Raw genomic sequence first — 12,457 nt, 5'->3', positions numbered from 1 at the left:
CGCGGACACGGGACATGCGGAGGGCCCGCCCCGGAGGAGGGGCGGGCCACACATGTACGCGGTCGGGCCGGCGGCTCGTCCCGCCGGCCGTGCGGGTCAGCGCTGGCTGGACCCGCGGCGCCGCATACCGAAGAACACCGCGCCACCGCCGACGGCGACAAGGACGGCCGCGATGCCGACGATGAGACCGGTGTTGGAGCCGGCCCCGGTCTCGGCCAGGTTGGACTCCTGGACCGCGGCCGACGGGGCGTTGCTCGCGGAGGGCGCGGGCGCGGCGCTGTCGCTCGCCGAGTCGGACGCGGACGGGGTGGCCGTCTCGGCCGGCGGCGGCGTGGTCGTGCTGTCCGACGGCGTCGAGGACGGCGTGGTGGACGGGGTGGAGGTGTCGTCGGCCTTGCAGGACTTCGACGGGGTGGTCAGGTTCCCGGGGATGTCCAGGTCGACGAGGACCTTCTCGTTCTTCACGGCCTTCACGTGGATCCGGTAGATGGCGCCCGGCTCCCAGTCCTCGGCGAAGGAGATCGTGACGCCCTTCTTCGAACCCTCGACCGGCTGGGCCGCGCCGACCTGCCTCAGGTCGCCGCCGTTGTTCTCGAGGAAGACGGTGACCTCGGCGGGGACGCCCGAGGGGTCCTTGTCGGTGACGGTGATGAGGCCCTTCGCACCGTCACAGGCGGCGGAGGCGGAGAACTCGCTGATGTCGCAGGCCAGCGCGGTGCCGGCGGCGCTGAGCGCGAGGGCGGCGGAGGCGGCGGTGACACCGAGCATGCGCACCGAACGGGCGGCGGTACGGCGGGAAAGGGACACGTTTGTCCTTTACGGGAAGCGCAACTGCGGGGGGTGGAGGGGAAGATGGCGCCCCCGGTGAGCGAGTGCGTCACCATCCCCAGCAGACCCACAGGTCTATAAGCGTTCCATAAGAAGTGTCAATGCGGGGACGCCTTCGAGCGGCTGGCTTTGCCCGCTTATTAACCACCGAGACGTTTCAACGCCTCCGGAGCCTCCTCGATCCGGTCAACGAGGGCGATACGGGACTCCATGGACCGCTCCCGGGCGAGTGACCGCAAGAGCGGCCAGGCGGGCAGCCGTCGAGTCCAGTGGTCCCGGTCCACGAGCACCATCGGCGTCGGCTCGCCCCGTGACCCGTAGTAGTTGGGCGTGGCGTTGTCGAAGATCTCCTGTACGGTCCCGGCGGCGCCCGGCAGGAACACCACGCCCGCGGTGCAGCGGGCCAACAGGCCGTCCTCACGGGTGGCGTTGGAGAAGTACTTGGCGAGGTGCGCGGCGAACGGGTTCGGCGGCTCATGGCCGTAGAACCACGTGGGGATGCCCACCGAAGGGCCGCCGCCCGGCCACTTGGCCCGCACCTCGAAGGCCGCCGTCGCCCAGTCGGTCACCGACGGCGTGAACTTGGGTGCCCTGGCGAGGAGTCGGAGGGCGTCCGTGAGCATCTCGTCGTCGAAGGGGGCCGCGTAGGCGCCGAGGTTGGCCGCCTCCATGGCGCCGGGCCCGCCACCGGTGGCCACCATCAGCCCGGACCGGGCGAGTTCACGGCCGAGCCGGGCCGCGCCGGCGTACTCCCGCGTACCGCGCGCCATCGCGTGGCCGCCCATGACACCCACCACGTTCCGCCCGACGAGGAGTTCGTCGAGCGCGTCGGAGATGGCGTCGTCGTGGATCGAGCGGAGCATCGAGCCGAATATGTCGCCGTCCGCCTTCGTGCGCTGGAACCAGGCGTATGTCAGGGCGTCCGGGGTCGCCTCGTAGCCCTCGTCCAGGGACGCGAACAACTCGTCGGGGGAGTAGACGAAACCGCGGTAGGGGTCGAAGGACAGACCCGGTACGGGCGGGAAGACCAGGGCGCCGCAGGCGCGGGACTTCGTGGCCGCCGCCGGCTCCATCGGGCAGCCGAGGAAGACGGCGCCCGAGGTGTCCAGGGCGAGCAGCGCGTCCGTACGGGCCGTCAGGTCGACGGACTGGACGCGGAAGTGGGAGAGCGTGCCGTGGGTGGCGACCACCTCGTCGAACTCGGCGAGGGACTCGATCTCACGGTCGTGGGAGCCGTCGAACGGCTGGGCGGGTGTCGTCGGATGCACCCGCCCATGCTAGGCAGCGCCGGATGAGCGCGGGTCAGCTCCCGACGGCCGACGGGTCCATCCAGACGACCTCCCAGGTGTGGCCGTCGAGGTCGTCGAAGGAACGGCCGTACATGAAGCCCAGGTCCTGGGTGTCGCCGCTCGGCGAACCGCCCAGCGCGAGCGCCCTGTCGACGAGCTCGTCGACCTTCTCGCGGCTCGGGGCGCTCAGGGCGATCAGGACCTCGCTGGTGGTGGCGGTGTCCGCGATCTCCTTCTTGGTGAAGGTCGAGTAGAACGGCTTGGTGAGCAGCATCGCGACGATCGTGTCGCTGATCACCACGGAGGCCGCGTTGTCGTCGCTGAACTGCGGGTTGATCGTGTAGCCGAGCTCCGTGAAGAACTTCTTCGAGGCGGCGAGGTCGTTCACGGGCAGGTTAACGAAGATCATCTGCTGGTAGGCCGGGGTGGTCATCGGGTCTCTCCCAGGGGATTCGCGGTGCTGGTGTGTGGCGTTCGGTGGGGTAGACCGAGGGGTCGTGCGGAACTCATCGCGGGCCGGGGATCTTTTTTCGGCGCGTGGCCGTGCGCGCGGCCGTATGGGGCCGTGCACCGGCGGAGCCCGCGGTCGGCGGGCCGGGCCGGCGGGTCAGCGGGTCAGCGGGAGTGCCGCCAGTTCGGCCACGATCAGGGTGAGCGGGACGAAGAGGGCGAGCAGGGCACCGGTCCGCAGGGCGGCGGCGCTGCGCAGTGTCTTGGCCGGGGCGCCGAGACGGAGCAGGGCGGCGGTGGTGTCGGCGCGGACCTGCCTGGCCTCCACGGCCGCGGTCAGCAGCGTGGCGACGGTGCAGCCCACCACGACCAGGGCGCCGAGGGTGGTGAGCGGGCCGAAGGCCGGGTCGGCCGGGTCGTACAGCGAGGCCATCGTGAACGTGCCGGACGCCACCGCGCAGACCACACCCAGCGGCCGTCCGATACGGGCCGCCTCCTGCATGAGGCCGCGGCCCGCGAGGAGGCGGAGGGCGCCGGGGCGGGCCGACTGCAGCAGCCGGCCGCAGAGGTGCGTGAGACCGGGGCCGGCGAGGGCCAGACCCACGGCGGTCAGGGTCCAGCCGATGAGGACCGCCGCGGGGCCGGAGGGGAGGCCGCCGGGCAGGGGGAGAGTGCTGGGGTTCGCGGTGCGGTTCGCGTACGCCTCCACGGCCAGGCCGGCGGCGAGGACGGCCATCCCCCACGGGAGGGCGGTGGGGTGGGGCGGACGCGTCAGCGGCCGGGTCGGCGCCGGCGCCTGTGTCTCTGCCTGTGTCTCTGCTGGTGTCTCTGCCGCGGGGGTGCCGGCGGCGGGGTTCTCCGTCGTGCCGTCGACCCGGGCCCGCGCCGAGGCTGGCAGGGTCGTGGTGCCCGGGCCCGAGGGGAAGCCGTCCTCCGCCGCGTCGAGGGTCGCCCCGGGGGCGGGGCCGCCCGGCGCCGGATGAACGGGCCGGCCGTTCGCCACCGGGTCCGGAACCGCCGTCTCGGTGCGGGCGGCGTCCGCGGCCCGGCGGGTCGGCCGGTCGCTTCTCGACCTGGCCCCGAAGCGGCCGTACTCGCCGAACCTGTCGCCCGGCCCGGTCCTCGCGTACGCGCCGAACCGGCCGAACGTCTTCGGGGCCGCCTGGGCCGCCACGCGCGCGTCCCGCGGACGGAGCATCAACGCCACCGCGAGGGACGAGGCCACCGGGACCAGTGCCAGCAGGGTCAGGGACGCCGGCAGCGGGAGGGGCTGGTTCGCGGCCAGGAAGTCGTCGGCCGCTCCGTCGAACGGCATGCCCGTGAGGTCGCCGCGCAGGTGCAGGAAGAGGAGCAGGGCCAGCATGGAGCCGAGCAGCGTCGACAGGGCCGTCGTCATCGCCGAGACGGCCATCAGACGGGTCGGGCCCAGGCCGATCGCCGCCAGGCCGGGGCGCGGGCGGGTGCCGGGGTCGGTGCGGGCCACCGCGAGCGCGAAGTAGACCGTCGCGGCCAGCGGGACCGCGCACCAGGCGAGGCGGAGCACGGAGGCGGCCGGGGCCTCGGGGTGGGTGAGGGCGCGGCCGAGGGTGCACAGGAGGAGGAAGCCGGTGCCCGCCGAGGCCGTCGCCACCAGGAGGCGGCGGAACTGGACGGCGGGATGGGCGCTGCGCGTCAGACGGAGAGCGAGCACGCGGCCCCCCGGCCTTCCGGTTCCGTGACCGGCGGCAGATGGACCGTCTTCACCCGGCGGCCGTCCATCAGCGGCACCGTGCGGTCGGCGAGGGCGGCGGTCTCCGGGTCGTGGGTGGCCAGCACCACGGTGATGCCGTGGGAGCGGGCCGCCGTCGTCAGGGTGCGCAGTACGTGGGCCCGGTCCGCGCGGTGGAGGGGGGCCGTCGGCTCGTCCGCGAAAAGGACCGAGGGGGCCGGGGCGAGGGCGCGCGTGATGCAGACGCGCTGGCGCTCGGCCTGGGTGAGTTCGTGCGGGCGGCTGCGGGACCTGTCGCCGATGTCCAGGCGCTCCAGCCACTCCAGCGCGGCGGCCTTGGCCCGGCGCCGGCTGGTGCCGCGCAGCATCAGGGGCAGGGCCGCGTTCTCCCAGACGTTGAGTTCGGGAACGAGGACCGGAGCCGGGTCGATCCAGCCGAAACGGTTGCGGCGCAGCCGTTCACGGGCCATCGGGCCCATCGTGTGGACGGGCACGCTGTTGAACCAGACCTCGCCGCGCTGGGCGGGCACCAGGCCGGAGAGACAGTGCAGCAGGGTCGTCTTGCCGCTGCCGCGCGGTCCGCTGACGGCGAGGATCTCGCCCTCCCGCACGCCCAGCGAGACACCGCCGAGCGCCGGTGAGCCGTCGCGGTGCGTGAAGTAGAGGGAGCGTGCCCACAGCACGTCGTTGTCCGGCGGGGCCTCCATGGGCGTACACCTCGGTTCAGATCTGTGGTTCCCGTGCCAATCCCCCGTGCGGGGGAACGAAGGCGGGGCCGATCGGTCACTCGCACGCTAGGCAGCCGGGACGGGAAGCCCGGACAGCACACGGCCCCGGGTCGCCGTTTCTCACTCGAACGGTCGACACCGGGGCCGGTGTTGATCAGCTGATCAGGCTGACGGTCAGAGCTTCGTCCACGCCTCCGTGAGCGTCGCCCGCAGGATCTGCTCGATCTCGTCGAAGGTCTCCTGGTTGGAGATCAGCGGCGGGGCGAGCTGGACGACCGGGTCGCCGCGGTCGTCGGCACGGCAGTACAGGCCGTTGTCGTACAGCGCCTTGGAGAGGAAGCCGTACAGGACGCGCTCGGTCTCCTCGTCGTCGAAGGACTCCTTGGTGTGCTTGTCCTTCACGAGCTCGATGCCGTAGAAGAAGCCGTTGCCGCGGACGTCGCCGACGATCGGCAGGTCGTGGAGCTTCTCCAGGGTCGAGCGGAACGCGTCCTCGTTGTCGAGCACGTGCTGGTTGAGGCCCTCGCGCTCGAACAGGTCGAGGTTGGCGAGGCCGACCGCCGCGGAGACCGGGTGGCCGCCGAAGGTGTAGCCGTGCAGGAAGGTGTTGTCGCCCTTGTAGAACGGCTCGGCCAGCTTGTCGCTGATGATGCAGGCGCCGATCGGGGAGTAGCCCGAGGTCATGCCCTTCGCGCAGGTGATCATGTCCGGGACGTAGCCGAACTTGTCGCAGGCGAACATCGTGCCGAGGCGGCCGAAGGCGCAGATGACCTCGTCCGACACGAGCAGCACGTCGTACTGGTCGCAGATCTCCCGGACGCGCTGGAAGTAGCCGGGCGGGGGCGGGAAGCAGCCGCCGGCGTTCTGTACCGGCTCCAGGAACACCGCGGCGACCGTGTCCGGTCCCTCGAAGAGGATCTCCTGCTCGATCTGGTCGGCGGCCCAGCGGCCGAAGGCCTCCGGGTCGTCGCCGAACAGCGGGGCGCGGTAGATGTTGGTGTTCGGGACCTTGTGCGCACCCGGGACGAGCGGCTCGAAGGGGGCCTTCAGGGCCGGCAGGCCGGTGATCGACAGGGCGCCCTGCGGGGTGCCGTGGTAGGCGACCGCGCGGGAGATGACCTTGTACTTGGTCGGCTTGCCCTGGAGCTTGAAGTACTGCTTGGCGAGCTTCCAGGCGGTCTCGACCGCCTCGCCGCCGCCGGTGGTGAAGAACACCTTGTTCAGGTCGCCGGGCGCGTGGTCCGCGAGGCGCTCGGCGAGCTCCACGGCCTTCGGGTGGGCGTAGGACCACACCGGGAAGAACGCCAGCTCCTGCGCCTGCTTGAAGGCCGCCTCGGCGAGCTCCACCCGTCCGTGGCCGGCCTGGACCACGAACAGGCCCGCGAGACCGTCGAGGTAGCGCTTGCCCTTGTCGTCGTAGATGTAGGTGCCCTCGCCCCGGACGATCGTGGGGACGGGGGAGTTCTCGTACGAGGACATGCGGGTGAAGTGCATCCACAGGTGGTCGTACGCGGTGCGGCTGAGGTCCTTGGAGCTCACGGTTATCGGGTCCTCACGATTATCGGGTTCCCCACATGTAGGTCTGCTTCTTCAGCTTCAGGTAGACGAAGCTCTCGGTGGAGCGCACGCCCGGCAGGGCACGGATGCGTTTGTTGATGACGTCCAGGAGGTGGTCGTCGTCCTCGCAGACGATCTCGGCGAGGATGTCGTACGAGCCCGCGGTCATCACCACGTACTCGACCTCCGCCATGTCGGTCAGCGCTTCCGCGATGGACTCGACATCACCCTCGACGTTGATCCCGACCATCGCCTGCCGGCGGAAACCCACGGTGAGCGGGTCCGTGACGGCGACGATCTGCATCACGCCCTGGTCGAGCAGCTTCTGGACGCGCTGGCGCACGGCCGCCTCGGAGAGGCCGACGGCCTTGCCGATCGCGGCGTACGGCCGCCGGCCGTCCTCCTGGAGCTGCTGGATGATGGCGAGACTGACGGCATCCAGGTGAGGGGTGCTGCCGTTCCTGGACTCGCGGGAGTCCCTGTGCTCTGCGCTTCGACTGGCCACGGCCTCACTCTGCACGACGTCTCGACAGTTCCGCAAGGTCGCGGCGATGAAATTCGTTGTTTACGTAAGCGAGATCTGCGGATTCCGCAGCCACGACCGGATCGGGGGTGTTGAAAACGTCGGGGCAAGGATTAGTGTGGGTGTCTCAGTCCATGGACACCGAGACACCGAACGAACCTGGAGGGCCGGCAGTGAGCACCGAGCTGGGACGGCTGCGCAAACTACGCAACTACATCGCCGGCGAGTTCCGGGACGCCGCCGACGGACGGACCACCGAAGTGGTCAACCCCGCCACGGGCGAGGCGTACGCGACCGCGCCGCTGTCCGGCCCGGCGGACGTCGACGCCGCGATGGCGGCCGCCGCCGAGGCGTTCCCGGGCTGGCGCGACACGACGCCCGCCGAGCGTCAGAAGGCCCTGCTGAAGATCGCCGACGCGTTCGAGGAGCGGGCCGAGGAGCTCATCGCGGCCGAGGTGGAGAACACGGGCAAGCCGATCGGGCTGACCCGCTCCGAGGAGATCCCTCCCATGGTCGACCAGATCCGCTTCTTCGCGGGCGCGGCCCGGATGCTCGAAGGGCGCAGCGCCGGCGAGTACATGGAGGGGCTGACCTCCATCGTCCGCCGCGAGCCGGTCGGCGTCTGCGCGCAGGTCGCGCCGTGGAACTACCCGATGATGATGGCCGTGTGGAAGTTCGCCCCGGCGATCGCGGCCGGCAACACGGTGGTGCTCAAGCCGTCCGACACCACGCCGGCCTCCACCGTCCTGATCGCCGAGATCATCGGCTCGATCCTGCCCAAGGGCGTCTTCAACGTCGTCACCGGCGACCGGGACACCGGCCGGCTGATGGTCGAGCACCCCACCCCGGCGATGGCCTCCATCACCGGCTCGGTGCGCGCGGGCATGTCGGTCGCCGAGTCGGCGTCCAAGGACCTCAAGCGCGTCCACCTCGAGCTGGGCGGCAAGGCGCCGGTCGTCGTCTTCGAGGACACCGACATCGAAAAGGCCGTCGAGGACATCTCCGTGGCGGGCTTCTTCAACGCCGGCCAGGACTGTACGGCGGCCACCCGCGTCCTCGTCCAGGAAGGCATCCACGACGAGTTCGTGGCCGCGCTCGCGAAGGCGGCCGCGGAGGCGAAGACCGGGCAGCCGGACGACGAGGACGTGCTCTTCGGCCCGCTGAACAACCCCAACCAGCTGCAGCAGGTGACCGGCTTCATCGAGCGGCTGCCCGCCCACGCCAAGGTCGAGGCGGGCGGTCAGCGGGTCGGCGACAAGGGCTACTTCTACGCCGCGACCGTCGTCTCCGGGCTGAAGCAGGACGACGAGATCATCCAGAACGAGGTCTTCGGGCCGGTCATCACCGTCCAGTCCTTCACGGACGAGGACCAGGCGGTCGAGTGGGCCAACGGCGTCGAGTACGCCCTCGCCTCCTCGGTGTGGACCAAGGACCACGGCCGTGCGATGCGGATGTCCAAGAAGCTCGACTTCGGCTGCGTGTGGATCAACACCCACATTCCGCTGGTCGCCGAGATGCCCCACGGCGGCTTCAAGAAGTCCGGTTACGGCAAGGACCTGTCGGGCTACGGCTTCGACGACTACACGCGCATCAAGCACGTCATGACGTCTCTCGACGCGTAGCGCTCCGCTGGGTTGGGCGGGGGTTCTGCGCGGTTCGCCGTGGCTGGTCGCGCAGTTCCCCGCGCCCCTGGGGGTTGGGGTGGGCGTGGGGTTGCCTGTTCCCCGGGGACGCCCGCTGTTTGCGCAGTTCCCCGCGCCCCTGAGGGGGTTGGGGTGGGCGTGGGGTTGCCTGTTCCCCGGGGACGCCCGCTGTTTGCGCAGTTCCCCGCGCCCCTGAGGGGGGTTGGGTGACCGCATGGTTTTTCGTGTCCTGGGGACGCTGGTCGTGTTGCGCAGTTCCCCGCGTCCCTGAGGGGGGTGTGGGTGACCGCATGGTTTTTCGTGCCCCGGGGACGCCGGCTGTTTGCGGAGTTCCCCGTGCCCCTGAAGGGGCTTGACATGGTGTCGGGTCGTGCGGGGTGTGGTTGACGTAGCGTCGATTGTTCGGGGGTGGGGCCCACGGCATGCTGGCGGGGTGTCTCGGACTCCCTCGTTCTCCCGCGCCGTGTCCCGCCGTTCCCTGCTGCGCACGCTCGGGGGCGCCGGCGCTCTCGCCGGGCTCGCCGGCTGCGGGGTGCCCGCCGCGTACGTACGGCCCGGCGACCGCGCCGGGGCCGACCTCTCGGCCGACGACAAGCGGCTGACCTGGGCGAACTGGCCGCTGTACATCGACACGGACGACGACGAACCCAATCGGCGGCCGACGCTCGACGCCTTTCGGAAGAGCACGGGCATCGCCGTCGACTACGTCGAGGAGATCAACGACAACGACGAGTTCTTCGGCAAGATCAGCCCCGCGCTGATGAACCATCAGCAGACCGGCCGCGACCTGATCGTCGTCAGCGACTGGATGTGCGCCCGGTTCGTACGGCTCGGCTGGGTGCAGGAGATGGACCGGGCCGCCCAGCCCCACGTCACCGAGCACCTCGATCCGTTGCTGCGCTCGCCCGCGTTCGACCCCGGACGCGTGTGCACCGTGCCGTGGCAGTCCGGCATCACCGGCATCGCCTACAACCGGCGGAAACTGGGCCGGGAGATACGCGCCGTCTCGGAACTGTGGGCCGACGACCTCAAGGGGCGGGTGACGCTTCTGTCCGGCCTGGACGAGGCGTTCGCGCTGCTGATGCAGGGCAACGGCGTGGACGTCACCAAGTGGACGGCCGACGACTTCCACCAGGTCTGCGACGAGGTGGAGAAGCAGGTGAACCGCGGTCAGATCCGCCGTTTCACCGGCAACGACTACACCAAGGACCTGGTCAGCGGTGACGTCCTGGCCTGCCAGGCGTACTCGGGGGATGTCATCCAGCTCCAGGCCGACAACCCCGACATCCGCTTCGTCGTGCCCGAGGAGGGCGCCGAGCTGTGGGCGGAGTCCCTGATGATTCCCAACCTCGCCCGGCACAAGGCGAACGCCGAGAAGCTGATCGATTACTACTACCGGCCGGAGGTCGCCGCCGAGCTCGCGGCCTGGGTGAACTACGTCTGCCCGGTCCCCGCCGCCCAGGCGGTGCTCGCCGACTCCGACGACGAGGAGACGGCGGCCCTCGCGGAGAACCCGCTGATCTTCCCGGACGCCGACATGCGCGCACACCTCGCCATCGCGCGGGACATCACCTCCACGGAGCGGCTGGAGTTCGCCAAGCGGTGGAACGCGATCGCCGGGCTCTGACCCCGACTCCCCCTGCTTTGCCATCTCTTTACAACCCGACCTCGGGCTGTCTCGTCTCTTCGCTCGATCCGTCAACGGACCGATGAAGGAGAGCGATTCATGCGACTCATGCCGCGAACGGGCCTCGCCGCCCTGGCAGTTGCGGGTGCAGCCCTGTTGGTGGGCGCGGCACCCGCGTCGGCCGACGGCGGGACACCGACCCCCGTCCCCAGCGCCGTGGACGGCCGCGACGCGACCCCGGCGCCCGCCGAGGACACCCGCGACGCGACCCCGGCCCCGACCGAGGCCGGTACCGCTCCGTCCACCGGTCCGGGCCAGGTCGCCGTGGTGCCGCGGGGCGGGGCCGACACCGGGGTCGGGGAGCCCTCCGACGGGCATGGCGGGCTGATCGGCGGCGGCGCCGCCGCCGCGTTCGCCGCGGCCGGCACGGGCCTCTACGTCGTACGGCGCCGGAGGGCGACCGGCGCATGAGCCCGCTCTCCAGGCGCGCCCTGATCCTCTCGGCCCTGGCCGCGCCGCTGGTCGCGGGCTGCGCCGGCGACCCGGCCGACCCGGCTGCCACCGGCGGCGCCGCGCGAACGCCGGGCACCTCCTCGGCCCCCGCCTCCGCCGGGACGGCGCGTCCCCTCGCGCGCTCGGTGCCGGTGGGGCTGCGGATTCCGGCCATCGGGGTCGACACCCCGGTCATGCGGCTGGGGCTGGCCGCCGACGGCAGCGTGCGGGTGCCTCCGGTCGAGGAGCACGACCGGGCGGGATGGTACGAGAACTCGCCGACCCCGGGTCAGACCGGTCCGTCGGTGATCCTCGCCCATGTCACGGTCGGCACCTACGGGGACGGCGTCTTCCGCCACCTCGACCGGCTGCGCCGGGGTGACCGGATCGGGGCCCGCCTGGAGAACGGAGTGACGGCCGAGTTCGCGGTCACCGAGGTGAAGACCGTCGACAAGGCCGAGTTCCCGACCGAGCGGGTCTACGGGAACGTGGACCGGCCCGAACTGCGTCTCATCACGTGCGGCGGCCCGCGTACCGGCGACGGATACCGCGACAACGTGATCGTCTTCGCCGCCCTGACTCCCGCGGGAGAACGTTGAAACGGCCCGCTCGGTCCCGCGAGAGGGCGGCGTCCGAGCTGTTCGCCGCCCTCTACCCGCGCCTCGCCGGCTGGTGCCGCCGTCTCGTCGACGACGACGAGACGGCCCACGAGATCGCCTCGGAGGCGTTCACCCGGCTCTGGGCCCGCTGGACGGCGGTGACGGAGCCGCAGGGCTTTCTCTACGTGACCGCCGCCAATCTCGTCCGCGACCACTGGCGCAAGCTCGAACGCGAGCGCCGGGCCCTGCGCCGGGCCACCGTCGAAGCCGCGGTCGCCCCGCCCGTCGAGCCGGCCGATCCCTCGGTACGGCTGCTCGTGCAGTCCCTGCCCGACCGGTTGCGCGTGCCGATCCTGCTGCACTACTACGCTGACATGCCGATCCGGGAGGTGGCCGTGCTGACCGGGCGCAAGGAAGGAACCGTCAAGGCCGACCTGCACGCGGCCCGCGAACTGCTCCGCGCCCACCTGAGGAGAAGCCTTGATCACATCCGCTGACGACTTCGACGACGGCCCGGATCTCGACCCCGACGACCCCCTCACCGTCATCCTGGGACCCGTCCCCGGCCATCTCGGCCCGCCGCCCGGCCGTTACGAGGAGATCCGGCGCGGCGCGATCCGCCGCCGGCTGCTGCGCACCGCGGCCGGGGTCGGCGCGACCTGCGGGATCGCCGCGCTCGCCGTCCTGCTGCCGCTGCACCTGACGGCGTCCGACACACCCGCCCGCCCGACGGTTCCGCTCGCCCCGCCGCCGGTGAGCGGCACTCCGACCGCGCCTCCGCCGTCGCCCTCGCCCGCACCGGCCACCGACCGCCCTACCGAGGGGGCCACTCCGGCCCCCGATCAGCGGACGTCGGCTGTCCCCGTCGCCACCGCTGTCCCGACCACGGGCCGCGACGACCGTGACCCGTCGCCGGAACCGACCGCGACGGGCGAGCAGCGCAGGTCCTCCACGGCCCGGCCCACCCCCTCCGTCGCGGAGTCGCGGGACCCGCTGGACTGAGGCGGCCGCGC

13 protein-coding genes are annotated in these 12,457 nt (G+C 71.5%); 6 read left to right on the top strand and 7 right to left on the bottom strand.

Annotated elements, in window-relative coordinates:
• Positions 1-96 precede the first annotated feature (96 nt).
• From OG440_RS10120 to OG440_RS10090, 7 genes are all read right to left on the bottom strand, one after another.
• Positions 97-807, bottom strand: a complete 711-nt coding sequence (locus OG440_RS10120) for an LAETG motif-containing sortase-dependent surface protein (RefSeq protein WP_406006518.1) — start codon at positions 805-807, stop codon at positions 97-99.
• A gap of 161 nt (positions 808-968) precedes the next feature.
• Positions 969-2,096 (bottom strand): LOG family protein, encoded by a 1,128-nt coding sequence (locus OG440_RS10115; protein ID WP_406006517.1) that lies wholly within the window; start codon positions 2,094-2,096, stop codon positions 969-971.
• 34 nt (positions 2,097-2,130) lie between these two features.
• Positions 2,131-2,550, bottom strand: coding sequence for a VOC family protein (locus OG440_RS10110; protein WP_406006516.1), 420 nt, complete (start codon positions 2,548-2,550; stop codon positions 2,131-2,133).
• A gap of 174 nt (positions 2,551-2,724) precedes the next feature.
• A complete protein-coding gene (locus tag OG440_RS10105; protein ID WP_406006515.1) occupies positions 2,725-4,257 on the bottom strand; it encodes a hypothetical protein in 1,533 nt (510 codons plus the stop codon).
• The gene (locus tag OG440_RS10100; protein WP_406006514.1) at positions 4,239-4,982 is read right to left on the bottom strand and encodes an ABC transporter ATP-binding protein; all 744 of its coding nucleotides are present in this window, start codon (positions 4,980-4,982) and stop codon (positions 4,239-4,241) included. Before OG440_RS10100 ends, OG440_RS10105 begins: the two co-directional genes overlap by 19 nt.
• Positions 4,983-5,177: 195 nt before the next feature.
• Positions 5,178-6,542: an aspartate aminotransferase family protein gene (locus OG440_RS10095; RefSeq protein WP_406006513.1), complete on the bottom strand. Its 1,365-nt coding sequence runs from the start codon at positions 6,540-6,542 to the stop codon at positions 5,178-5,180.
• A 19-nt stretch (positions 6,543-6,561) separates the two neighbouring features.
• Positions 6,562-7,080 (bottom strand): Lrp/AsnC family transcriptional regulator, encoded by a 519-nt coding sequence (locus tag OG440_RS10090; protein ID WP_406006512.1) that lies wholly within the window; start codon positions 7,078-7,080, stop codon positions 6,562-6,564.
• Positions 7,081-7,256: 176 nt separating this feature from the next.
• Between OG440_RS10090 and OG440_RS10085 the strand changes: the two genes are divergently transcribed.
• The 6 genes from OG440_RS10085 (at position 7,257) to OG440_RS10060 (ending at position 12,446) form a co-directional block, all read left to right on the top strand.
• Positions 7,257-8,705, top strand: a complete 1,449-nt coding sequence (locus tag OG440_RS10085; protein ID WP_406006511.1) for a gamma-aminobutyraldehyde dehydrogenase — start codon at positions 7,257-7,259, stop codon at positions 8,703-8,705.
• 454 nt (positions 8,706-9,159) lie between these two features.
• On the top strand, positions 9,160-10,353 hold the full coding sequence (locus OG440_RS10080) for a spermidine/putrescine ABC transporter substrate-binding protein (RefSeq protein WP_406006510.1): 1,194 nt from the start codon (positions 9,160-9,162) through the stop codon (positions 10,351-10,353).
• 108 nt (positions 10,354-10,461) lie between these two features.
• Positions 10,462-10,824 (top strand): sortase-dependent protein, encoded by a 363-nt coding sequence (locus tag OG440_RS10075; protein WP_406011307.1) that lies wholly within the window; start codon positions 10,462-10,464, stop codon positions 10,822-10,824.
• The gene (locus tag OG440_RS10070) at positions 10,821-11,444 is read left to right on the top strand and encodes a class F sortase (RefSeq protein ID WP_406006509.1); all 624 of its coding nucleotides are present in this window, start codon (positions 10,821-10,823) and stop codon (positions 11,442-11,444) included. Before OG440_RS10075 ends, OG440_RS10070 begins: the two co-directional genes overlap by 4 nt.
• Positions 11,441-11,941 (top strand): RNA polymerase sigma factor, encoded by a 501-nt coding sequence (locus OG440_RS10065; RefSeq protein WP_406006508.1) that lies wholly within the window; start codon positions 11,441-11,443, stop codon positions 11,939-11,941. The genes OG440_RS10070 and OG440_RS10065 overlap by 4 nt, the downstream gene beginning before the upstream one ends.
• Positions 11,925-12,446, top strand: a complete 522-nt coding sequence (locus tag OG440_RS10060; protein ID WP_406006507.1) for a hypothetical protein — start codon at positions 11,925-11,927, stop codon at positions 12,444-12,446. Before OG440_RS10065 ends, OG440_RS10060 begins: the two co-directional genes overlap by 17 nt.
• Positions 12,447-12,457 lie beyond the last annotated feature (11 nt).

The organism is Streptomyces sp. NBC_00637 (assembly GCF_045161545.1).
In the GTDB taxonomy this organism is placed as follows: Bacteria; Actinomycetota; Actinomycetes; order Streptomycetales; family Streptomycetaceae; genus Streptomyces.
The sequence above is the reverse complement of the archived record's forward strand: the minus strand, read 5'-3'. Positions and strand labels throughout refer to the sequence as shown.